The organism is Candidatus Endowatersipora endosymbiont of Watersipora subatra, from assembly GCF_964026585.1.
In the GTDB taxonomy this organism is placed as follows: Bacteria; Pseudomonadota; Alphaproteobacteria; order Rhizobiales; family Rhizobiaceae; genus Pseudahrensia.
The window spans coordinates 670,397-695,081 of sequence record NZ_OZ032160.1 but is presented as its reverse complement, the minus strand read 5'-3'; the positions used below and the strand labels follow the sequence as shown (position 1 = coordinate 695,081).

General features: G+C 39.6%; 16 protein-coding genes. 11 read left to right on the top strand and 5 right to left on the bottom strand.

What is annotated here, in order from left to right:
- Positions 1-4 precede the first annotated feature (4 nt).
- Together serA and AAGD37_RS03220 are read left to right on the top strand one after the other, a co-directional pair.
- Positions 5-1,606 carry a phosphoglycerate dehydrogenase gene (serA, locus tag AAGD37_RS03225; RefSeq protein WP_341760125.1) on the top strand — a complete coding sequence of 534 codons (1,602 nt, stop codon included), beginning with the start codon at positions 5-7 and terminating at the stop codon, positions 1,604-1,606.
- 180 nt (positions 1,607-1,786) lie between these two features.
- Positions 1,787-3,112: an adenylosuccinate synthase gene (locus tag AAGD37_RS03220; protein ID WP_341760124.1), complete on the top strand. Its 1,326-nt coding sequence runs from the start codon at positions 1,787-1,789 to the stop codon at positions 3,110-3,112.
- Positions 3,113-3,277: 165 nt separating this feature from the next.
- On the opposite strand, the gene carA is transcribed toward AAGD37_RS03220, so the two are convergent.
- Entirely contained in the window at positions 3,278-4,459 is a 1,182-nt protein-coding gene (gene carA, locus AAGD37_RS03215; protein ID WP_341760669.1) for a glutamine-hydrolyzing carbamoyl-phosphate synthase small subunit, read from the bottom strand.
- A 275-nt stretch (positions 4,460-4,734) separates the two neighbouring features.
- Between carA and dnaG the strand changes: the two genes are divergently transcribed.
- Positions 4,735-6,672, top strand: a complete 1,938-nt coding sequence (gene dnaG, locus AAGD37_RS03210) for a DNA primase (protein ID WP_341760123.1) — start codon at positions 4,735-4,737, stop codon at positions 6,670-6,672.
- A 249-nt stretch (positions 6,673-6,921) separates the two neighbouring features.
- Positions 6,922-8,958, top strand: coding sequence for an RNA polymerase sigma factor RpoD (gene rpoD / locus AAGD37_RS03205; RefSeq protein WP_341760122.1), 2,037 nt, complete (start codon positions 6,922-6,924; stop codon positions 8,956-8,958).
- Positions 8,959-9,100: 142 nt separating this feature from the next.
- On the opposite strand, the gene AAGD37_RS03200 is transcribed toward rpoD, so the two are convergent.
- Complete coding sequence (locus tag AAGD37_RS03200) at positions 9,101-10,696, bottom strand: FumA C-terminus/TtdB family hydratase beta subunit (RefSeq protein ID WP_341760121.1); 1,596 nt, start codon at positions 10,694-10,696, stop codon at positions 9,101-9,103.
- A 262-nt stretch (positions 10,697-10,958) separates the two neighbouring features.
- On the opposite strand from AAGD37_RS03200, the gene ybeY reads away from it, so the two are divergent.
- Complete coding sequence (gene ybeY / locus AAGD37_RS03195; protein ID WP_341760120.1) at positions 10,959-11,441, top strand: rRNA maturation RNase YbeY; 483 nt, start codon at positions 10,959-10,961, stop codon at positions 11,439-11,441.
- A gap of 33 nt (positions 11,442-11,474) precedes the next feature.
- On the top strand, positions 11,475-12,551 hold the full coding sequence (locus AAGD37_RS03190; RefSeq protein WP_341760119.1) for a hemolysin family protein: 1,077 nt from the start codon (positions 11,475-11,477) through the stop codon (positions 12,549-12,551).
- 192 nt (positions 12,552-12,743) lie between these two features.
- Here AAGD37_RS03190 and AAGD37_RS03185 read toward each other — a convergent pair whose 3' ends face one another.
- The 3 genes from AAGD37_RS03185 to grxC form a co-directional block, all read right to left on the bottom strand.
- The gene (locus AAGD37_RS03185) at positions 12,744-13,364 is read right to left on the bottom strand and encodes a superoxide dismutase (RefSeq protein WP_341760118.1); all 621 of its coding nucleotides are present in this window, start codon (positions 13,362-13,364) and stop codon (positions 12,744-12,746) included.
- A 131-nt stretch (positions 13,365-13,495) separates the two neighbouring features.
- Positions 13,496-13,924 (bottom strand): DUF1178 family protein, encoded by a 429-nt coding sequence (locus AAGD37_RS03180; RefSeq protein ID WP_341760117.1) that lies wholly within the window; start codon positions 13,922-13,924, stop codon positions 13,496-13,498.
- A gap of 215 nt (positions 13,925-14,139) precedes the next feature.
- On the bottom strand, positions 14,140-14,397 hold the full coding sequence (gene grxC / locus AAGD37_RS03175) for a glutaredoxin 3 (RefSeq protein ID WP_341760116.1): 258 nt from the start codon (positions 14,395-14,397) through the stop codon (positions 14,140-14,142).
- Positions 14,398-14,579: 182 nt separating this feature from the next.
- On the opposite strand from grxC, the gene AAGD37_RS03170 reads away from it, so the two are divergent.
- From AAGD37_RS03170 to addA, 5 genes are all read left to right on the top strand, one after another.
- Positions 14,580-15,404 carry a 3'(2'),5'-bisphosphate nucleotidase CysQ gene (locus AAGD37_RS03170; RefSeq protein WP_341760115.1) on the top strand — a complete coding sequence of 275 codons (825 nt, stop codon included), beginning with the start codon at positions 14,580-14,582 and terminating at the stop codon, positions 15,402-15,404.
- A gap of 230 nt (positions 15,405-15,634) precedes the next feature.
- Positions 15,635-16,939 carry a 3-deoxy-D-manno-octulosonic acid transferase gene (locus AAGD37_RS03165; protein WP_341760114.1) on the top strand — a complete coding sequence of 435 codons (1,305 nt, stop codon included), beginning with the start codon at positions 15,635-15,637 and terminating at the stop codon, positions 16,937-16,939.
- Between the two features lie 12 nt (positions 16,940-16,951).
- Positions 16,952-17,962 carry a tetraacyldisaccharide 4'-kinase gene (lpxK, locus tag AAGD37_RS03160; RefSeq protein ID WP_341760113.1) on the top strand — a complete coding sequence of 337 codons (1,011 nt, stop codon included), beginning with the start codon at positions 16,952-16,954 and terminating at the stop codon, positions 17,960-17,962.
- Between the two features lie 54 nt (positions 17,963-18,016).
- On the top strand, positions 18,017-21,109 hold the full coding sequence (gene addB, locus AAGD37_RS03155; RefSeq protein WP_341760112.1) for a double-strand break repair protein AddB: 3,093 nt from the start codon (positions 18,017-18,019) through the stop codon (positions 21,107-21,109).
- Positions 21,110-21,113: 4 nt separating this feature from the next.
- A complete protein-coding gene (addA, locus tag AAGD37_RS03150) occupies positions 21,114-24,644 on the top strand; it encodes a double-strand break repair helicase AddA (RefSeq protein WP_341760111.1) in 3,531 nt (1,176 codons plus the stop codon).
- The last annotated feature ends 41 nt before the right edge of the window (positions 24,645-24,685 follow it).

Genomic DNA, 24,685 nt, shown 5'->3' with positions numbered 1-24,685 from the left:
TTTTATGCTTCATAAGACTCCTCGCGTCCTTATCACAGATCTCTTATCTGAAATGGTCATTGATGTATTCAGTAAATACGGCATTCATGTCGATTTTCAACCTGATCTTGGTAGAAAAAAAGAAAAGCTGTATAAAATCATAAATAGCTATGATGGTCTGGTTATTCGTTCTGTGACTAAGGTCACAGAACAGCTTATTGATAATGCTGACAATCTTAAGGTCATTGGCAGAGCTGGTATAGGAGTTGATAATATTGATCTGAAATCTGCTTCTCGCCAAGGTATCATTGTTATGAATACGCCATTTGGAAATTCCATCACAACAGCTGAACATACGATTTCGATGATGATGGCTGTAGCACGTCAGATATCGGCTGCAGATAGATCTACACAAGATGGAAAATGGGAAAAATCTCGGTTCATGGGTGTAGAAGTGAATGGGAAGGTTTTAGGTCTGATTGGTTGCGGTAACATTGGTTCAATTGTTGCCAACAGAGCTATTGGTATGAAGATGAGGGTCATTGTTTTCGATCCATTTTTGGGAGAGGAAAGAGCAACCCAAGTTGGTGTAGAAAAAGTGGAACTGGATAGGTTGCTTGAGAGAGCAGATTTTATTTCACTACACACACCTTTAACGAGTAAAACGCGTAATATTATTAATGCTGTAACTCTCTCTAAGATGAAGAGAGGAGTGCGTATTATCAATTGTGCTAGGGGGGGGTTGATTGTTGAAGCCGATTTAGCCAATGCCTTGAAAAATGGAATGGTTGCAGGTGCAGGCATTGATGTATTTGAAGTAGAACCAGCTCAGGACAATGTTCTTTTTGGCATCCCTAATTTTGTCTGTACTCCTCATTTAGGTGCTGCAACAATGGAAGCTCAGGACAATGTCGCACTCCAGGTAGCAGAACAAATGTCAGCTTATCTCATACGTGGTTCTGTTACTAATGCACTGAACATGCCTTCTATTTCTGCTGAAGAAGCTCCATTGCTCACACCATTTGTAAAGCTAGCTGAAACGTTGGGTAGTTTTTTGGGTCAAGTGACTGATGAGGAAGTCAAACAAGTGAAAATTCTCTATGATGGACATATAGCTGATCTCAATACAAGAGCACTGAACAGTGCAATTTTAGCAGGATTGATGCGGCCAATCATGGTAGAAGTCAATATGGTTTCTGCACTCATTATCGCATCAGAACGCGGTATCAGAATAACAGAAATAAGGCGTGAGAAGTCAGGTATTTTTGAAGGTTATATTAAATTAACAGTTATTACTGAGACCGAAACATACTCGGTTGCTGGTACTGTATTCTCTGATAGTAACCCTCGTTTTATTCAGATTAAAGGAATTAACATGGAAGCAGAAGCGGGATCTCATATGTTGTATGCTACCAACCGTGATGTGCCAGGTATTATAGGAAAAATTGGTAGTATATTTGGTGAATCAGGTATTAATATTGCCAATTTTTATTTGGGTCGAGACAAAAAAGGTGGAAATGCCATTGCACTGATTGAGCTGGATGACAAAGTACCAGAAGGATTCCTTTCTATCCTTAGAAATATCCCTGAAATTGACTCGACAAGAGCGCTGGAGTTTGATCTTTAATCTCAAGCCATTCAGCGCTCAGCTCAAAATGAGTGTTCTCTTTGAAAGAGAAGATCAGAAAACTCAATATATTGGTGGATTTAATCTATAGAAGAGAGACTGGATTGACTCGTGAAGTGGTTTGCTTTTACCGTACTTATAGAGCTGACTTGAGTACAATAGAATCGAGGAATTTCTGATATGGCCAATGTTGTGGTCGTAGGTTCACAGTGGGGTGATGAAGGTAAAGGCAAGATCGTCGACTGGTTGTCGGAGCACGCTGATTTTGTTGTCAGATTTCAGGGTGGACACAATGCAGGCCATACCCTGGTCATTGACGGTGTTAGCTATCGACTCAACCTTTTACCTTCTGGTGTTCTTCGAAAGGGGAAAATAGGTATCATTGGTAATGGTGTGGTCATTGACCCTCATGCTTTGATTCATGAAATTAGACAGATCGAAGAGCAGGGCGTTCATATTTCTCATGAGAATTTGCGCATTGCTGATAATGCGACACTTCTCTTGTCTTTACATCGTGTACTAGACGAATTACGGGAAGATTCCAATCATTGTACGAAAATCGGTACTACACGTCGTGGTATTGGTCCCGCTTATGAAGATAAGGTTGGCCGTCGAGCTATTCGGCTGATTGATCTTGAAAATTTAGAAACACTGCCCCAAAAGATCGAAAATTTATTAAATCATCACAATGCACTATTGCGTGGATTTGGCAGAAATGAAATTTCTGTCAGTTCTATATTCAATGAATTGACGTCTGTGGCTGATCGAATCCTCTCGTTTAAGGAAAAAGTATGGACCTTACTAGACGATGCCAATCGTGTTGGAAAGAGAATATTGTTTGAAGGCGCTCAGGGAGCTTTACTTGATCTTGACCATGGAACGTATCCTTTCGTAACTTCCTCGAATACGGTTGCCAGCCAAGCCGCTTCCGGTTCTGGTATTGGACCGGATTCTTTAGATTTTGTTCTTGGAATTACTAAGGCTTATACAACACGGGTTGGTGAAGGCCCCTTTCCGACTGAACAGATAAATGAAATTGGAGAATTTCTTTGTAAAAAAGGTCGTGAGTTTGGCAGTGTGACCGGGAGAAAGCGACGGTGCGGTTGGTTTGATGCCGTTTTAGTCCGTCAGGCAATTAAGACGAACGGAATTACAGGGATTGCCTTAACTAAATTGGATGTTTTCGATGGGGTTAAAGAAATCAGGATTTGCCGAGGATACAAACTGGATGGCAAAGATATGTTATATTTACCTTCTTCTCAAGAGGAACAGTCTCGTGTCGAGGCAGTCTATGAAATCTTGCCAGGCTGGAGTAAGTCCATCATAGGTGCAAGGACTTGGAATGATTTACCTGTAGAGGCCATTCAATATATCCATCACGTCGAAAAATTCGTTGGGGTATCGGTTATAATGTTATCGACGAGTCCTGAGCGTGAAGATACTATCCTTGTTGAAAATCCATTTAATGACTCAAATGAATCAGGAGAACAAAAAGAGTCTGAATAAATATTGCCACATTCTTTCTAAATCTGTCTACTTAACAGTAGAGAACCCAGTGTTAGGGAAAGGTTGTTTTCTGATGTCAACAGAAAAGATCAGTCCCCAATTCCCTAAGAATAGTAAACTAAACACCAAATTATAATAAATCATGCCTAGGATCATCAAGAAGAATTACTTAATTGATTTGGATTCATGAATCATATTTATGAATCTGCAAAAAAGATAGTAGCTATCCTGAGGACCTGGAGATGATTCTGGATGATATTGGACAGAAAATACTGGTTCTCCTGATAAGCGCAGGCCACAATTTGTGCCATCGAATAAAGAAATATGTGTTTCCTCTAAGTTAGAAGGAAAAGTTTGGCTATCGACTGCAAAACTATGATTCATAGAAACGATTTTAACCTTGCCGGTACCGCAATCCTTGATCGGATGATTGGCTCCATGATGGCCTTGATGCATTTTGTATGTTTGAGCTCCCAGTGCCAAAGCTAATATCTGATGGCCGAGACAGATCCCAAAAACCGGTAGCTTTCTTTGAATTAGTTTTTGAATTTCAGGGATTATATATTGTCCTGTTGCCGCTGGATCGCCCGGTCCATTTGATAAGAAAATCCCATCGGGCTTTAAGGATAAAATGGCTTCAGCTTTTGTTGTGGCTGGTACGATAGTGACCTTACAATTTAGCTGAGTGAAAAGGCGCAAGATGTTACGCTTAACACCAAAGTCTATCGTGATTATGTGATATCGAGGTCCTATCTTTTCACTGTCACTTTGATCATCTTCAATCCAATTTAATGGATTCTTTGTGGTTACATGAGAGATAAGGTTCAAACTTTCTATTCCTCCCCAAGCCGTCGCGCGTGCTTTTAGTTCTTGAATATCAAAGATTCCATCAGGGTCATGTGCAATGATAGCATTGGGAGACCCCATTTTACGAATGTAAACTGTGAGTGCACGAGTATCAATACCGCATAGTGTGATAATGTTTTTCTTTTTGAGCCAAGTGTTAAGATGTTCAGAGGAGCGGTGATTTGATGGATCGGTGATAGGGAAACGAAATATCGCGCCGACAGCCCCGTAAGGGGAATTTATTTCTATACTTTCCGTATCTTCATCATTAACACCAACATTTCCAATATGTGGAAATGTAAAGGCAATCACTTGACATGCATATGATGGGTCGGTTAATATTTCCTGGTACCCTGTCATGGACGTGTTGAAGCAAACTTCTCCCTCACAAACCCCCGTTGCTCCCGCTCCTATACCTTCAATGACTTTTCCATTCGCCAAGACAAGAACACCGGTGTTTTTCTCTTCACTCCAGGCCAATGATGAGGCGTTATTATACATCTTTTCATTACCTTTCTTTTTGTTCATATTGTTCATATCATATCTCTACTTAAAGACTCTTCTTTGAAAAGATTTGCCTTTCAGCTATGGATAGTGTTATGATAAATTACATTTAGCTTTCTTGCCTGCAGCGTGAAAGCCTCTTTTCATAGGAATGATTTTGTTTATTGTCAGGGATAAAGACATGACAGAGCGAATATGATTAAAAAGAAACTGGAATCTGCTCGCATCTGAGAGTGATGTCACTCCATTCAATAGGATCATCCTTTTTAAATATGCATTTTTCACCTTCATTTCTTGAAGATCTTCGGGATCGGATTCCCATTTCTAACATAGTAGGTCGTAGGATTACTTTTGATTTAAAGAAAAGCAATCCTTCAAAAGGTGATTTTTGGGCCTGTTGTCCGTTTCATGGTGAAGAAACCGCTAGTTTTCATTGTCAAAACACAAAAGGTCGCTACTACTGCTTTGGATGCGGAGTATCAGGAGATCATTTTCGTTTTATGATGGAGCTAGATGGATTAAGTTTCCCTGAATCGGTGAAAAGATTATCTGAAGAAGTTGGTATTTCTGTGCACTACATCGACTCTGGTATAAGTATGAGTGAAGAAAAAAAATATTCGCTTTATGATTTGATGATGCTTGCAGCACTATTTTTTCAAGATCAATTACAGACCGAAAATGGTGCTAAAGCACGCTTATATCTTCAAAATCGAGGCATTCCAATATCTGTTCAACGGGAATTTGGATTGGGATATGCACCTAGCAGTTATAATGCATTGAAAAAATTTTTGAGCGAAAAGAAAATCGAGGAATCTAAGATTGAAGCTTGTGGTCTTGTTGTTTTTGGACCCGATATTGCTACATCATATGATCGTTTTCGGGACCGCATTATGTTTCCTATACTGGATGAGAAGGAAAGGGTTATTGCCTTTGGTGGGCGTTCATTATCTTCTGGTGGTTTTGCAAAGTACCTGAATTCTCCAGAAACTGAATTATTTTCTAAATCCAAGGTTCTGTATAATTACTCAAAAGCACGAAAAGCTATTCAGCGTAATGGTAATCTTATTATTGCTGAGGGTTATATGGATGTTATTACGTTGTCTTCTGCAGGATTTTTTAATGCTGTTGCGCCACTTGGGACTACGTTAACACAAAGGCAATTAGAACTAGCTTGGCGTGTTGGTGCTGAACCTATTTTATGTTTCGACGGTGATGAAGCAGGGATGCAAGCTCATTATCGAAGTATTGAAACGGCATTTTCGGTCTTGAAACCAGGAAAATCCATTTGGTTCGTTTTATTACCCAATCATGAAGATCCTGATGATATTATCCGTCATTCAGGAGGGAGAGCCTTTGGAAAAATTTTGCAATCCCCTTTTTCGTTATCTGATATGTTATGGATCCGTGAAACTAAAGGCAGAAAATTTGATACGCCCGAGCGACGAGCTCATCTTGAATTGAAAATTAAGACAGTTATACGCAAAATTTTTGATGAGACTGTGCGTCGATATTATGAAAAGGAAATGGATGACCGTCTGAGATATTTTTTTGGTGTTATTAAAGAGAAATCCAAACGATGTTTTAACGATTCTCAGAGAGGTAATCCGTTGAAACCCGTTTTTGCTAAGAGTCCAAATCAGTTTTCTGTATCTGAAAGGTTGATGAATTCTGCCTTAGTCAACCGAGATTCTCATTTACTTCCTCTCCGTGAGTCGACTCTGATGGTGACTGTGATCAATCATCCCTTGGTTGCTTTGAGTCATTTCGAAGAATTTTCCTTTCTGGATAGTGAAAATCCTCGTTTTAAGCGTATCCAATCTGCTCTTCTAGACTTTTTTGCTGCTGAAGGAGAAGGAGAAAAAAGTGTATCATCCAAATCTCTTCGGAATTTTTTAGATTCAAGAGAATTCTCTCTTGATCTTGATCAATTGGAGAGGCAAGTAGAATCGAGTCGTGTCTGGCAGGCTTTGCCTTGTGCAGCATTTGAGGATGCACGAGAGGGTTGGATTCAGGCATATGCATTGCATATGCGTGCTCGTTATTTAAATAATGAACTCAGGCTGATGGAAAAAAACTTTGCAGAGCTTGGAGATGAGGCCAGTTATGAAAGGCTTGTTGGTCTTCAACTGGAAATTGAGAATGTGGATAGAATGGAGGGACTGATTGAAGGATTCGGTGTTTCTTCTGGTCGTCCAGTACGGGTATTCTGATATTAATATCCATTACAAGGTAATGAGGCTTGCCACTCAGTTTAAAATTAGGGATTAAAAGGGTTAATCAGGAGTTAGTAATGTCAAGGTTTTGCTTCCTCAGCTGAACAAAGCAAGACAATCGCTAATTTAAGCGACATATGGTTTGCTTCTGATACTTTCAATTGCAATGCTAAATCTATTGACTGTTCGGTTTGGTACGATCCAGACAGAAGACAGCTTTAGATGACTTGCTGGAGAGAATTTTATATGAAAACGCATAATACAGCTACCCAAAATGCAGAGGAATCAACTGAGCAATCATTTGAACGTCCTTTACTGAATCTCAATAGTGATTCTGTAAAAAAGATAATCAAAACTGCAAAGAAGCGTGGATTTGTAACTGTTGATGAACTGAACGCGCTCATGCCTGCTGCTGAGGAGCTTAGTTCGCATCCGATCGAAGAGATCATGTCAATTCTATCCGATATAGGCATTACTATCCTCGAAGAGGAAGACTCTACAGAAGAAATGTCTTCTGAGCTTGTCGCATCTGACAAGAAAGCAGTAGTGAGTGTTTCTAATAAAAAAGAGCCTACGGACCGAACCGATGATCCTGTCCGTATGTATCTCAGAGAAATGGGTTCAGTTGAGCTTCTCTCACGAGAAGGTGAAATTGCTATTGCTAAGCGAATCGAGGCTGGTCGTGAGACCATGATAGCTGGTCTTTGTGAAAGCCCTTTAACCTTTCAGGCCATTATTATCTGGCGTGATGAATTGCTAGAAGAAAATATTCTTTTGCGGGATATTATTGATTTGGAGGCAACTTATGCTGGTCCCGACGCGAAACAGAACGTTCCTGTTAATCCTAATGCACCAGCTTCAATTGCTGAAGCTGTGCGTCAGGGTTCTGGAGGAGAGCATTCACCGGAAGCAATCGCTCGTCGTAAGGCTATTTCTGAAGGTCTTAATCCTGATGAAGTGAAAAATGAAGAGTTGTTATCAGAAGAAGATGATGATGAAGAAACTGATGAAGTCAATTTATCGCTAGCTGCAATGGAGACAGAACTCAAACCTAAGGTTTTGGAGATTTTTGATTCTATTGCTTTGAAGTATCAGAAATTACGTTCACTTCAAGATCAGTATGTTGAGAAGCGGATGATAAGTAAGAAGTTGTCACCGAATCTGGAACTTCGTTTAAGGAAGCTGAAGGATGATATTGTTGAATCAGTGAAAAGTCTGGAATTAAATCAACATCGTATTGAGTCGCTAGTTGAGCAGCTTTACGATATCAATAAACGCTTGTTAATATCCGAAGGCCGTTTGATGAGGCTCGCTCAAAAGCATGGTGTAACGCGCGATAATTTTCTGGAGGAATATCGGGATTGGGAGCTTGATCCAAACTGGTTATGTCGAATTTCAAATCTTTCTGCTAGAAGTTGGAAAGAATTTAATAAGCATGAAAAGGATAATATAAACGATTTACGCGCTGACATTCAACTTCTATCCCATGAAACAGGTCTTGAGATTTCTGAATTTCGACGGATTGTTCATATGGTACAAAAGGGTGAACGTGAATCATGCCAGGCAAAAAAAGAAATGGTGGAAGCTAATCTACGTCTCGTGATTTCAATTTCGAAAAAATACACTAACCGTGGCCTACAATTCTTGGATCTCATTCAAGAAGGTAATATTGGTTTGATGAAAGCAGTTGATAAATTTGAATATCGCCGAGGATATAAATTTTCAACTTATGCGACGTGGTGGATTCGTCAAGCAATCACTCGTTCAATTGCCGATCAAGCTCGAACAATTCGTATTCCGGTTCATATGATTGAAACAATCAATAAAATTGTTCGGACGTCACGCCAGATGTTGCATGAGATTGGTCGTGAACCAACGCCAGAAGAATTATCTGATAAATTAGCCATGCCACTTGAGAAAGTCCGAAAAGTTCTGAAAATAGCCAAAGAACCAATCTCTCTTGAGACTCCTATTGGAGATGAAGAAGATTCTCATCTTGTTGATTTCATTGAGGATAAGAATACAACATTGCCAGTTGATTCAGCAATTCAGTCAAATCTACGGGAAACAACAACACGTGTTCTCGCAAGTCTCACCCCACGTGAAGAGCGTGTTTTACGTATGCGTTTTGGTATTGGCATGAATACGGATCATACATTAGAGGAAGTGGGTCAACAGTTTAGTGTAACCCGTGAACGAATTCGGCAAATCGAAGCAAAAGCTTTGCGTAAGCTCAAACATCCAAGCCGCAGTCGAAAATTAAGGAGCTTTCTGGACAGCTAATGATCTGTGTCTTCCGTTTCTAGCTTATTCTGAGCCGTACCTAGAGACCTCCTCTGGTTTGAAAGCTTGCGTAGAAAAAGATAAAATGACTTCACAGGAATAGAGATCACAAATCCTTGAACTTAAGTTCAGAAAATCTCTATTAGCTCATTTTGAATTCTGAAAAAAAATCGTTCCCTTTGTCGTCGATCACGATAAAGGCAGGGAAATCTAAGACTTCAATTTTCCAGACCGCTTCCATTCCTAGTTCAGGATATTCTATAATTTGTACTTTTTTGATACAATCTGAAGCTAGTCGTGCTGCAGATCCACCAATTGAGCCTAAGTAAAATCCACCATTTTTTTTGCATGCTTCCCGTACCTTCTTCGAACGATTGCCTTTTGCAATCATAACCATAGATCCACCAAAAGATTGGAATAGGTCTACATAGGAATCCATCCGGCCGGCTGTTGTTGGTCCAAATGAACCAGAAGGCATACCTTTCGGTGTTTTTGCTGGTCCGGCATAATAAACAGGATGTTCTTTCATATAAGGAGGCATCGTTTCTCCAGCTTCTAGTCTCTCTCGTATTTTTGAATGCGCTAAATCACGTGCTACAACCAGAGTTCCAGTCAATGATAAACGAGTTTTAACTGGGTACCTCGATAGCTCCGCTAAGAGGGCTGCCATCGGCTGATTGAGATTAATAGGAGATACTCCAAACTCAAATTCTCTTTCGTCAATATCGGGCATATAATGAGCAGGTTCAGTCTCTAGAGTCTCAAGAAATACGCCGTTAGCAGTAATTTGACCCTTAGCTTGCCGATCTGCTGAACAAGATACACCAAGACTAATAGGTAAAGAAGCGCTATGACGTGGAAGGCGGATCACGCGTACATCATGGCAGAAATATTTTCCACCAAATTGAGCACCTAGGCCTATATTCTGAGTCAGTAAATGAATATGTTTCTCGAATTCCTGGTCGCGAAATGCATGACCTCTTTGAGAGCCTTTTTTGGGGAGATCATCTAAATAACGAGCAGATGCGAGTTTAAGAGTTTTAAGATTTTGTTCAGCTGACATTCCCCCGATAACGATAGCTAGATGATAAGGTGGACAGGCAGATGTTCCTAGAGTTATAATTTTCTCTTTCAGAAAATCGATCATACCTTGATGTGTAAGAAGAGAAGGTGTTCCTTGATAGAAGAAAGTCTTATTTGCAGACCCTCCCCCTTTCGCTAAAAAAAGGAAATTATAAGCATCTGTACCCTGGCTGTAAATATCGATTTGTGCAGGTAGATTATTGCATGTATTAATTTCTTCAAAAAGAGATATCGGTGCTAGTTGTGAATAGCGGAAGTTCTTTTTCTCATAGGCATCTAAAATACCCTGATTTATTGAATCTTCATCCGATCCTGTTGTTAAAATTTGACGACCTCTTTTTGCCATAACTATAGCTGTTCCAGTATCTTGACACATTGGTAAGAGACCACCAGCGGCAATATTAGCATTTTTTAAGAGATCAAAAGCAACAAAACGGTCGTTTTGAGTTGCTTGAGGATCCTCCAAGATGGAAGCTAGCTGGGCAAGATGGGTAGGGCGTAACAGATGATTGATATTAGAAAAAGCCTGTTCCGTGAGAAGACGAATAGCTTCTACATCTATTTTCAAAAATCTATGAGGGCCAAGTTCAATCATCTCAACATACTCTTTTGTCAGAAGATCGAACGACGTGTTATCTCTAGTCTGTGTAACCATTTTCTTATTTTCATATCTTGTTTTTTATATACTGAATCTCGGAAGACTTAACATATCTTTTAAAAGAAGGATCTGATCGAGGATCTAGACATCTAGTTTAGATTTTCATCCCCTCCCCATCGAAGAGTATAAGAATCAGGAATTAATATCTGAATCAAATCATTTCTTCCTTTTTGAAGAAACAGACTTTATAGACAATTCAGTTTTCGTTACCCTATAGGGGTTCGTGAGATAAAAATTGTCTAAATGAATGAGTCTGTCAATGATCACCATTGATTTTATCGACGATAGTAGAGTGTGGCCACCACTTCCTCCTCTGCAGTCACGGATTGAGTCTGCAATCTCTTGTTCTCTGATGACAATAAAACCACGACTTCCTGAATATGCTGAAGCAGCTTTTATTTTTTCTGATAATCAAAGGGTTCAGTCCCTTAACCTTCGATGGCGAGATGAGGATAAACCAACGAATGTTTTATCTTTCGCTAGCAATAAGGATCATGAACCATATTCTCCCCTTTTAGGGGATATCTTTCTTGCTTTGGAGACAATAAAATCTGAAGCAGATGAACAGTCAAAATCTTTTGAGGATCATCTGATCCATTTGAGCATTCACGGATTTTTACACTTACTTGGATATGATCATGTTTATGAAGCTGATGGAGTTGAAATGGAGCAGTTGGAGATTAAGATACTTTTTCAATTAGGAATTGTAGATCCATACGGCTTGGAGAATAATCGACAATAGATTATTGGTAACAAGAAACAGGAATAATCACCGATGAAAGATCGATCTTCTAAGCGCGTGAGTCTGGAGGTCAAGACCACGGATGATCACTCCTGTGATGATGATAATCAATCTATCAAGGAATCGTCAAAATCAGTTGGCTGCAAGCTTATTATAATTGAATATAAGAAAAGTTTAGCGGACGTTTTTAAGAGATTCTTGATAAATTTAAGATTTTTTTCTGATGAAAGTCTCCGTGAGAATTTGAATGAAGCTCTTTCTGGGAAGGGATCTGCGAGTCATGTTTTTACCCCTGAGGAAAGGGCGATGCTTCAGAATATTATGCACTTGCGTGAAAAACGTGTCGTTGATATCATGGTTCCCCGTGCTGAGATTGAAGCCGTTGAGGGAACAATTCGCCTCGGCGAATTGCTACATCGGTTTGAAGAAACCCGCCACTCTCGACTCCCCGTTTATAATGAAACATTAGATGATCCAAAAGGCATGATCCTGATTAAGGACCTCCTATTATATATGACGACCTTATCATCCTATGAAGTTGACGAAGAGGAAAGAGTCACTAAAAAAAGAGATCTTACAAAGATCAATCTCGAAACACCTCTTTCCAAAATAGATATTTTACGCAGTGTTTTGTTTGTGCCACCTTCGATGCTTGCTGCTGATCTTATGGCAAGAATGCAAGCCAATCGCACTCAGATGGCTCTGGTTATAGATGAATATGGAGGAACTGATGGGCTTGTATCTCTTGAAGACATAGTTGAAGAAGTGGTGGGTGAAATCGAAGATGAACATGACTCTCATGATGATTTGATTGAAGTTTCTGGCGAGGGCCTTTGGATAGCTGACGCGCGTTTAGAACTAGAAAAGTTAACAAAGATTATAGGTTCATCATTTAACTCTAGCGAATACATTGATGACATTGATACGCTGGGTGGTCTGGTTTTTGCCTTAGCTGGCCATATTCCTGTGCGTGGTGAAGTTGTCTCTGGCATTGATGGGTTTGAATTTAGAATACTGGATGCTGATCCCCGCCGGATTAAGCGGATTCAGATTGTTCAGATGAGTTTAGGTGACCGGCGTCGTAAATCTTTAAAAGAGATCAGTTTTTAGTTAGAATTGAATATTCATAAATTGTGTACTCAGTCAGTTTTTATATTCAATTCTTTGGGGGGCGAGATCATATTCTAATATGGATGAAGAAGAGGCCTTCTTTCTCCACAACGAACCTATGAGATAGTCGAAAAAGGAAGGCCCTTTGAATCATTTGAATCAGATGTCCATCGAATATAGCATAATCATTCTTTATAAAGATGATTGAGAGTTTCTTTGAGCTGACTCGAATAATGTATTGACATATTCCCAGTTTATCAGTTTATCTACAAAAATGTCCAGATATTTGAGGCGAGCATTGCGGTAATCAATATAATAGGAATGTTCCCACAAATCGCATCCCAAAATGGGAATGGCACCATGTACAAGAGGATTCTCACCATTTTCTGTTTTAGAGATTTCTAACTTTTCATTTTTTAAGGAAATCCAGCACCACCCTGAACCAAATTGGGACATTCCTGTTTCAATAAAATTCGTTTTGAATTTTTGATATCCACCCAGATCAGATTCTATGGCTTTTTCCAGAGCTCCAGACATATATCTTCCTCCCCCCCCTGGTTTCATCCAGTTCCAGAAATGGATATGATTGTAATGTTGCGCTACGTTGTTAAAAAGTCCTCCGTTTGTACAGAAGCTTTCTTTTATAATATCTTCAATGGTTTGGTTGGAGATCCCTGCATCGGAAGATAGTCTATTGGCATTATCCACGTAAGCATGGTGATGTTTATCATGATGATATTCTAAAGTTTCAGCTGAGATGAAGGGATGGAGCGCATCATAAGCATAGGGAAGGTCAGGAAGTGAAAATAACATGAAGGGTTCTCCTTAAAGTAAAAAATTATGAGAGATCTTATAAAGCATTTGGCAAAGATTCATAGCATGAATCAGATCGAAAGCTCGAATTATTGAACATCATATTCTCTCTGCTTAGAGACAAGCAAACTTTAATTTGCATCATCTGGAATGATAGGAAGAGGCATAATGTGAACTCCTTCTTTGATAAGGGTTTCAGCATCTTCCTTTCCTACTTGACCATAAATACTACGTTCTTCCGATTCACCATAGTGAATTTTCCGCGCTTCTTCAGGAAATTTATCGCCAACATAGTCAGCATTTTCGGTTATTTTGTCACGAATCTTACGCATATGTGATATCAACTCTTTGCGTACTGAATGCTCTAGAGAAAGCGATTGAGTTTTATGATTACTTGACTTAGATACCTGTGGAGTCATTAAAGATTTTTCAATGTTAATTGAATTGCAAATTGGACAAGCAATTAGACCGAGACTCTTCTGCTTCTCAAAATCCTCAGAAGAAGAAAACCAACCATCGGAAATATGATCCAATGCGCAGGTCAAACTAAATCGAATCATAGTCTCACTCTTTGCTGTTTCACCTTGGATCGAAACTAACCAATCCCTGAAAAAATCTGGAAAAATAGAGGTTCCCTCATTTCCTAGACTCTTCATTTGACAGAAAGATAAAAATGAGTCGCAACCAGAGACAGTGAATCCAGAAGCTCTTAGGACTTGATTTTGATAGAAGCCCTAACCTCCTTCTATCACTCCTATCACTCCAAAAATGGAAGTCAAGGCCTTAAAAGGCTGTCCAGTTCACCAGAACGCTCCATACTTTCGAGGTCATCATAACCCCCAATATGGTGATTGCCAATAAATATCTGAGGGAATGTTGTCCCTCCGCCTGACTTTCGTATCATCTCCTCGCGAAGAACAGGATCGAATGTCGCATTATTCTCAGTAAAAAAGATACCCTTCTTGAGGAAAAGATCTTTAGCTGCACTACAATAACAACAACCATCCTTAGTATAGACTATGACATTCTTCATTTATCTTATGGCCCCTTGATTTTGAATTAAATGACTCATAGTTTCAATCTTGTCAAGATTCTTCCTTAAAAAATTCTTGAAATTGATAGAAAAAGATCATCATGGATAATTATCCATGATGATCTTATCTAGTCAACGAGTTATAAGACTAAGACAGTTTAAGATAGTTGAGGGAATAATAGGTGTTAGCAGCTGATGATAATCACCACGATCTAGATTTATTGCAAGAGCTAGGGCATCAAGCTGGGAAAATTGCCTTAAGTTATTTTAAAAACAAGCCTCAAATGTGGATGAAGGAGGGCAATTCTCCTGTTACTGAAGCTGATCTAGCAGTTGATTTATTCTTGAAAGAAAAACTGCTTGAAGCCCGGCCGGATTATGGTTGGTTATCAGAGGAAACGAAAGATAATGTAGAACGGTTAGGCCGTAAAAGAACATTCATCGTCGATCCCATTGATGGAACCCGCGGTTTTATTAATGGATTGTCCCAATGGTGCATTAGCATTGCAGTTGTAATGGATAACCGCCCGGTTGTTGGTATCTTAGAGTGTCCTGTTTTGTGTCAATCTATAGGAGCGGCTCAGAAAAATGGCGCTAAACTTGATAATGTTGCTTTGGACCTGAGCCAAATTGATTCAGAAATTCGACAGCGTCTTCCCAAAATAACAGGACCTCAGAAATTTTTAAAATCAATCGAAAAAACAGATCCAGGTACCTTTGATAAAATCGCTTTTATACCATCCTTAGCTTATCGAATTGCTATGGTTGCTATGGGGGACCTTGATGTAGCGGTTGCTAAAAGTAGTGCTTACGACTGGGACCTTGCCGCTGCTGATTTAATTGTGCACGAAGCAGGTGGTCGTCTTACTGACATTCGAGGAGCAAAACTCCACTATAATTGTTCATCAATTCGACAGGGAACCTTAGTTTCATCTGCGGCTAGTCATCATGAAGAGATGCTTCAATTGACCCAACAAATAATGAATGAAACAACGGAAAGCTTTTAAGAGAATAGAATAGAAAAAATCATTTTCTGACAAATGATAAAGATTTTAAGGAACATGGATTTTCAAAGACAGTTAGCCGATCATCTCATTCATTTTCATTGTGCATTTCTATAAACTATTTTATTTTTAAGTTCTATGATTGGGGTTCAGTGGTGTTAAAACGAGGAATCAGATATTGGGAGAAGATAGGGGCTAAAATCAGCATCTCATTATATCAGTTTTTAGGTAGAATGGCCTATCCATTTCTGGTTTTTCTGTTCATATTTAGAGCAAGAAGAGGAAAAGAAGAACATGAGCGTCTTCGTGAACGTTATGGTTATGCGAGCTGTAAACGGACGGTTGGGCCGTTAGTATGGTTACATGCCGCCAGTGTTGGTGAATTGCGAGCCGTCGTTCCTCTGATTGAAAGTATAGAAAGATTTGGTCTCAATCTGGTTTTGACGACCGGAACCGTATCGTCAGCAACTATTGCTCGGGATTGTATCTCAGAACGAACTCAACACCAATATAGTCCTTTAGACATCACGTGCTCAATTTCCAGATTTCTAGATCACTGGCAACCCGATTTGGCGGTATTTACAGAATCTGAAATCTGGCCAACTACAATTCATAAACTAGCGAAACGAAAGATACCACAGGTACTCGTCAACGCCAGGATATCGGATCGTTCCAATAATCGCTGGATGAACTGTTTGACATTGGCTAATACGATCTTTAGTCAATTTTCTCAGGTGATCGCCCAGTCAGAAGTTGATTCTGAAAGATTTTGTGCACTTGGAGCTCCTTGGGTTGTTGTTGGTGGCAATCTAAAAAATGATGTGGCGATTCCTGTACCGAATCTTCATGAATTAAAACGCTATCGTACCATGATTGCAGAACGACCAACATGGATAGCTGTTTCTACACATCAAGGCGAAGAATCCTGTATCGCAAAAGTTCATCATATGTTATCTCAGCATGCTCCTGGAATTTTAACAGTTCTTGTTCCCCGGCATCCGAATCGTTCGAATGAAGTTGAAAGGGAAATGAAAAAGAAGGGCTTACGTATTGTAACCCGCACTTCTGGTCATTTGATCGATCATGATACCGATATATTGTTAGGGGATACAATTGGTGAAATGGGATTTTATTTAAGGCTTTCTGAAATCGCTTTTATGGGAAAATCACTGAAACTTAAAGCCAAAGGTGGACAAAATCCTATTGAACCAGCGTTGACTGGGTCCGCTATTTTGTCTGGTAGATTTGTACATAATTTTCAGGAAACTTATCAAAAATTTCTAGATTCTGGGGGAGTACGATTTGTTGATGATGAAAAAATGCTCGCAGAATATGTTCTGCATCTGTTAAAAAACCGAAGCGATCTCAAATTGATGCAAGATTCAGCTAGAAAGACCGTATCAACAATGAAAGGTGCTTTGGAGTACTCAATTGAGATGCTCGATTCTTACATTCGACCGTTGCGATTATATGCTAGTTTGCAGAGAAGTCATCACTATCATTCGAAAATTCTAAGTTCAAAAAACACGTCTCATTGACTTGGACTCCTCGTGAACAAAACGCCTCCATTTTGGTTTCAAAAACAGGGAATCACCGCATTTTCTCTGTCACCTTTTTCATTTATTTATGGGAAAATAGCCGGCTATCTTATGTCGAGACCACCGGATGTTCATTCTCAATATCCGGTTGTTTGCGTTGGTAACTTGATAGTCGGCGGATCAGGAAAAACACCAACCGTGATTGCTCTTTCAAAGATTGCGAGAAAATTGGGATATCAACCTGGTTTTCTTAGCCGTGGTTACGGAGGTAGAATTTCTGCTACAACTCTTGTTCTCTCTCAGATTCACACTGCAAGAGATGTTGGAGATGAGCCTTTGATTCTAGCAAGATATGGACCAACCGTTATTGGTGTTAATAGGAGACACAGCTTAGAATTATTGCAACAGCAATCTGTTGATCTTGTCATCATGGATGATGGGTTCCAAGATTCTTCCCTCCAGAAAGATTTTTCTTTGATTGTTGTTGATGCCAGGCGTGGTGTTGGCAATGGATACTGTATTCCATCGGGACCAATACGAGCCGATATGAAAAAACAGCTCTCGATGGCTACAGCCATTTTACGTGTGGGGCAAGGAAGCGGAGCTGATTTAGTTGTTCAGATGGCTAAACGTATGGAAAAACCGGTCATTTCTGCAATAATCAAGCCAGATGATTTCAAACAGTATTCTGGTATCAAGGTATTAGCGTATTCTGGTATTGCTGATCCAGTAAAGTTTTACCAATCTTTAGAGGCTTCTGGTGCGGATATACAAGAAAGATACTCATTCAACGATCACCATTCATTCTCTTCTGAAGAGTGTTCTGATTTGATAGCGCGATCTCAGAAAAATCAACTAATTTTAGTAACAACTGAAAAAGATGCGATCCGATTATCAGGTATAGGACCCCTTCAAGAAAAATTGTTAAAAGAATCTAACGTACTTTCTGTTAGTCTTCATTTTCAAAATCCAAAGCAAGTAAAATCTATGCTGCAGTATGTCATCAATTTCGAAAACTCGTGACCTGATTAAAATAAAAAAATTAGTAGAAAGAATATTATGTTAAGATGAAGTATAATGCCTAATGTTGTCTCTATTCCTCCAGGGGTTCCCTTTCTTGCTACTTTAGTTGAGAATTTATTTTCTGGAAATCTTATTGAGGGCTTTCAACTAGCAGAAGATCCTCTTGCACTAGCAAGAGTTACGATTTGGCTCCCTACACGACGGTCTGTGCGGAAACTTCAAGGAGAAATTCTCTCAAAATTGGATTCAAACTCTGCAGTTTTGCCTAATATAAGGGCACTGAGTGAACCTCAAGAAGAGACGTTTCTATTTACGGATCAGAGCAGTTTGAATCATGTCTCTGTTAGTTTGATTGATAGGCAACTAATTTTGGGCCGTTTAATTCATTCTTGGGCAACCATATTGAATCAAAAACAGCAATCTCTTTATGAAGGAGCCGAAATTATCATGCCATCCTCAATGGCTGATGCTGTATTTTTTGCCGACGATCTCGCTCGATTGATCGATATAGTGATGACCGAGGAGTTGGACTGGTCTCGCCTCGAGGAATTTGTCCCCGATGAACACGCTGAATGGTGGAAAGTGACTTTAAAGCTTTTAAAAATTGCTATCAAAGCTTGGCCAGATTATCTTAATGAAAGGGGATTGTGTGATCCTAATATAATACGTACAAAAGCTCTTCATCATCAGGCCGCAATCTATCGCAACCAAGACCCTCAATTGGAGGTAGTCATCGCTGCTGGCTCTACTGGATCGATACCTGCGACAGCAAAGCTACTCAAAACTATTGCAAACATGGAGAAAGGTCTAGTAATTTTGCCAGGACTCGATCGTGATATGGATCGAGAAACCTGGGATAAAATCGATTTAAATGAAGATAATGATTCTAGAAAAAGTGAACCAGCACATCCACAATTTGGATTAAAACGCTTACTCTCTTATTTAAAGATATCAATTGACGAAGTAAATCACATTGGAACTGTAGACAAAAAATCAGCAAGAGTCAGAGAACATCTTGTCAGCGAGGCCCTTCGTCCTTCCTTTTCGACCGATCGATGGCAAGAATTCCTATTACAATGTTCTAGTAAACAACGTCAAGAAGCTCTTTCTAATGTTGCTTTAATTGAAGCTTCTAGTGAACATCAAGAAGCTCTGGCCCTGGCCCTGGCTCTTCGAGAGACTTTGGAATCGCCTTCAAAAACAGTAGCCTTGATAACACCTGACCGAAATTTAGCACGCAGGGTTAGATCTGAACTGAAACGATTGGGTCTTGAATGTGATAATTCAACAGGTATGGAATTAAGAAATTTACCACAGGGCCAATTTCTTCAACTGATTGTTCATGTTGCCTTTTCACGATCAGATCCTATAGCGTTAGTCAGTCTTCTTAAACATCCTTTTTCCTACTTTGGGTTACCGGCCGAAACTCATATTCGTGGAGCTATCACGCTTGAGCTAACTGTTTTTCGTAATTTCGCAAATCCTATCAGACCTCATGAAGTACCCAGCCGCTTAGCAAAAGCGAAATCAAAGATCACTAAAGAGAATCACTTTTCTTTTTCGAAAATTTCGACGGCAGATTGGGAGAATGCTGCTATACTAGCAAAACAGGTGGCCGCTATCTTTCCAGAAACCGAAAATGAAATTAAAACCTTATCAAATCTTGCACTATCAACCATCCAGAAAGTTGAAGCATGTGGACGAACAAATCAAGATAGTTTAAATCATATCTATGATGATGAATGTGGTAAAGCCTTATATCAATTTCTTGCTGAGATGCTGGATTGCGATGGCTCTTTTGTTGTATCGTCTATCGAATGGCCAAAAATTGTTGATTCTCTTTTATCAAAGAGAATGGTTCGTTTGGTAGAGACCAATTGCTCTCGATTGTCGATACTCAGTCCGATTGAGGCAAGATTGCAGCAATACGATCGTGTAGTTTTGGGAGGTCTGAATGAGAAAAGATGGCCCGTTGTTACTCAGAATGATCCTTTTCTATCACGTTCCCAAAAGTCAGAACTCTTCTTGCCATCACCTGACAGACTCATCGGTTTAGCCGCTCACGATTTCCAAATGTTGATGGGTATTGAGGATATTATTCTTTCCCTCTCTAAAAATTTAAGAAATACGCCTTCAGTTCCTTCTCGCTGGGTCCAACGCATATGTTTGCTTGGAGGTGAGGAATCCGTTAATGCAATGCGGAAAAAAGGAACCCGATTTATGGATTGGGCTGATCAGATAGATCAACCGCAGGGGCAAGGAAAATTGATATCACAACCTGCACCGAAGCCTCCTGTTCACGATCGGCCTATGAGTTTATCCGTGACTGAGATTCAATCTTGGATAGAAGACCCTTACGTCATCTACGCGCGTCATATCTTGAAACTTCGTCCGCTTGGATCATTGATCCCTCAGGAAAAGGACCAGGACCGTGAAAAAGGTATTCTTTATCATGCTATTTTGGAAGATTTATCTCTTTTGAGATCTCAGACGACTGAACCCTTATGTGAAGATCGATTACAGAGGCTCATGAAAAAGCATTTTGATAGAGCGAATATCAGGAGAGATCAGTACAATCTTTGGTGGATCCACTTTGAAGAAATTTTGAACAATTTTCAATTATGGGATGAATCTCAACGACAACGAATTATCGATTCCTATGTCGAAATTTATGGCAAGATGCAATTGGAAAGTGGTTTTGTTCTGAAAGGCAAGGTTGATCGTATTGATGTTAAGATCGGCGGTGGTGTTGAAATTATTGACTATAAAACCAGTCAAAGACCAACTAAGAAATCGGTGAAACAGCTTGAATCTCCTCAACTACCATTGGAAGCTTTGATGGTTTATGCAGGTGCTTTCAAGTCCCTAGGGATTCGTTCTGTTGAAGAATTAAGTTATGTACGTCTATGTCCTAATGGTGAAATTAGGATTGATGGCCTAACGTATGGACAGAAAAACCTTTCTGCCAATCAACTGTCTTATCAAGTTCTTGAAAAACTGAGAACTCAGATCAAGGCCTATAATAATCCTAATCAACCCTATTTGTCAAAAGCGCGCTTGATTCAGGGTCAGCGATGGCCAGATGACTACGACCATCTGGCTCGCGTTCGAGAGTGGTCGATAAATGGAGAGATTAAGGACGAATAGAATAATGAATGCAGATCATAATATTGATCTTCATACCTTACAACAGCAGACATTAGCATATGATCCTTCGAATTCAGTCTGGGTTTCTGCCAATGCAGGTTCAGGAAAAACCCATGTTCTCACTCAAAGAGTTGTTCGTCTTTTGCTCGATGATTGTGATTCATCTCGTATTCTCTGTCTTACTTTCACAAAAGCTGCAGCTAGTGAAATGACTCATCGAATTTTTGAAACTCTTGGTCGTTGGGCTACATGTGAAGAGGATATACTTAAAGATCAGCTCCGCATGGTTTTAACTAATGAGCCATCAAATGACATACTTCTTCATGCTCGCACGTTATTTTCTAGAGCACTTGAAACACCTGGTGGTCTAAAAATCCAGACGATCCATGCTTTTTGTGAAGCTTTACTGCACCAATTTCCGATTGAAGCCAATGTTCCTGGCAATTTCTCTGTTATGGATGAGAATCAGCAAAGAGAGCTTTTAGAACGGTCCCGACGAGCGATATTTGAACAATTATCATCTCGTGATCATCTAAAAATAGCTCTGAAGATGGCGAGTGATCTTAAGGTAAAAGAGGCATTAAAAGAACTTATCGCTCGTTATCATGAAGTCGGCAGCTGGTTACAGTCAGTTGGTGGTGTAGAATCATTTACACGTTTTGCACATCAAAAATTTAACTTTCTTGAATATAATACGCTTGATGAATTGTATGAGTCCGCAGTTGATGGATGCCTATTTTCTAAAACAGAACTTAAAGAACTATCTATGCAATGTGCTCTCTCAGATAAATCAAGTAACGAGAATTTAGCGAATCGATTGCATATCTTTTTCAACAGTACGAATGTGAAACAGCGATGGACTGCCTTAAGTGATATTTTTTTAAAATCAGATGGAAGTCTTCGAGACTATTCTCGATTGTGTACTACTGATATCAAGAAACTTTTTCCTGATCTAGAAAATCGTTTCTTTAATGAAGGATTCCGTCTTATTGAGGCAAAAAAAAGGGTGAACTTGTATCTCATAATTGAAGGAAGTGAAGCCTTATTTTTTATAGCTCATGATTTGATGAACCACTATCAATCCCTGAAACGGAAACAGGGTCTTCTTGATTACGACGATTTGATCAGCTCTACAGCAAATCTATTGCGCTCACCGTCGCGTGCGTGGATCCTTTATCAACTTGATAGAGGTGTTAATCATATTCTTCTTGATGAGGCGCAAGACACGAGTCCAGGGCAATGGAAGATTATCAGAGCGCTGGTAGAGGAATTTTTTTCCGGAGAAAGTGCAAGAACAGATCGACGTACTATTTTTGCTGTAGGGGATGAAAAACAATCCATCTATTCTTTCCAAGGCGCCCATCCCAAACTGTTTTATGAAAATAAGAAATGGATTGAAGACAAGGCCATCTCTTCCAAACAAGGATTTTCTTCTATATCTCTAAACCGTTCCTTTCGTTCAACACCGGATATTTTGCAAGCGGTAAATGCGGTTTTTTCTGTCCCAGAAAACAGGAAGGGAGTGACCTTTGATGGTGATTTCATCCCTCATTCTGCTCATCGTCAATTCTCATCGGGACAGGTAGACATTTGGCCGAGGACTCAGGGAGAAAAAGGAATCTCACCTGGTGAATGGCATGAATCGGTTGATCTCAATAGCAATAAGCATCAAGCTGATATTTTAGCTAAAAAGATTGCAGTCCAGATCAGCAATTGGTTGCGCACCGCAGAATTCTGCGAGACGACTCAAAAACGAATTCAGCCAGGTGATATAATTGTTCTAGTACGAGCGCGTGACCGTTTTACATTGGCGTTGACGAGATATTTGAAGAATGCGAACATTCCTGTTGCTGGTTCTGATAGACTGAAGTTAATAGATCATATAGCGACTCAAGATCTTCTCTCACTTGCTTCATTTGTTCTTATGCCAGAAGATGATTTATCTCTTGCTGTATTATTAAAAAGCCCGCTTATTGGTTTCAATGAAGAACAATTATTCACGGTTGCTTCTCATCGAAAAGGGAGTCTGTATGAATCTCTTATACAACATTCTAATGATCCTTTTTATAGCTGTGTTGTTGACAGGCTTCGATGTTGGATGAAGAGAGCATGGAAAATGCCCGTTTATGAATTTTATGCATTACTTTTAGGTCGAGATAAAGGGCGTCAAAAGATTTTGACACGATTAGGTTATGAAGCCAACGACGTTCTGGATGCTTTTCTCATGCTTACCTTAGAATATGAAAAAGAGGAAATTGCTGGATTACAGGCTTTTGTTGAAGCCGTGAAACAAAAGGCACCAGAAATAAAACGTGAATTTGATCAGAAAAGGGGAGAAGTTCGGATTATGACAGTCCATGCTGCCAAAGGGCTAGAAGCCCCTGTTGTTTTTCTTGTTGATAAAGGAAGCCCATCTTTTCAACATGAGAAGTCAACATCATTTTATAAATGGGGGATGACAAATTCGGATTCTGATCTAGGTGGATATTTGTGGTTGCCAAAGAGTCAATGGCATAATGATGTAACATTGGCAGCAAAGAAACAATTGAAAGAAGATGCCGAAGATGAATATCGCCGGCTTTTATATGTTGGTATGACAAGGGCAAAAGACCGCCTAATTATTTGCGGCTACGAAGGAACTCCAAAACCTAAGATGCCCAATTGGCATACAATGGTGTTAAATGTTTTGGGCCCAAAGACGAAGAAAGTTAGAGATGAGAGTGGAATGATCTACTCTCACCGTTGGCAGATTTGTCCTCAAATATCAAATCCTTACACCTCTTCAACCTTAGATCAATCACAGCCGTTTTTAAAACGGAATGCACTTCCTCATTGGATAAAGTATGAACCACCCCGTGAAAAGAGCCCTTCAAAACCTTTATCTCCATCAAGTACACAGTCACTAATTGATGGATCAGATGATAAAATATCTTCTTTACTGAATTTCCTGAAGGAAAAGGATATCAAAAGCAATGACAATCCTCGTCGCCGTGGTATTATCGTACATCGTCTATTTCAGCTCTTACCAGATATAGATTCTAGGGAGAGACCGTCATTTTCCTTCAATTATCTTTCTTCTATCTGCCCTGAGTTAGAAGAAAAGGAGCGTTTAGAAATGGCTTCAACAGTCATTAATATTATTGAATCTCCTGATCTTAAATGTTATTTTCATCCATTAACAAGCCGCGCTGAAGTATCGGTTATGGGAACCATTGATCTCTCATCGGGTCCACGAGCAGTATCTGGTAATATTGATCGAATTTCTATTTTAGGTAATGATGTTCACTTGTTAGATTTTAAAATTGGTAGATTGGTTCCTGAATCGCCGGACAGGGTTGCGAAAGAGTACCTAACACAAATGGCAATCTACCGTTCGCTTATTCAACCTCTTTATCCAGGGAAGGTAGTCAATTGTGCATTGATCTGGATTCATGCAAGACCCAATCGTATTGTGATGCGATTGCCGAATGTCATATTAGATCAAGCTTATGAAACGTTCTCGATGGAGGAATTGGTTGACCAATTGACCAACTGAAATCGTTTCTTTAGCCCTATTAAGAAGCTTAATGAACATCG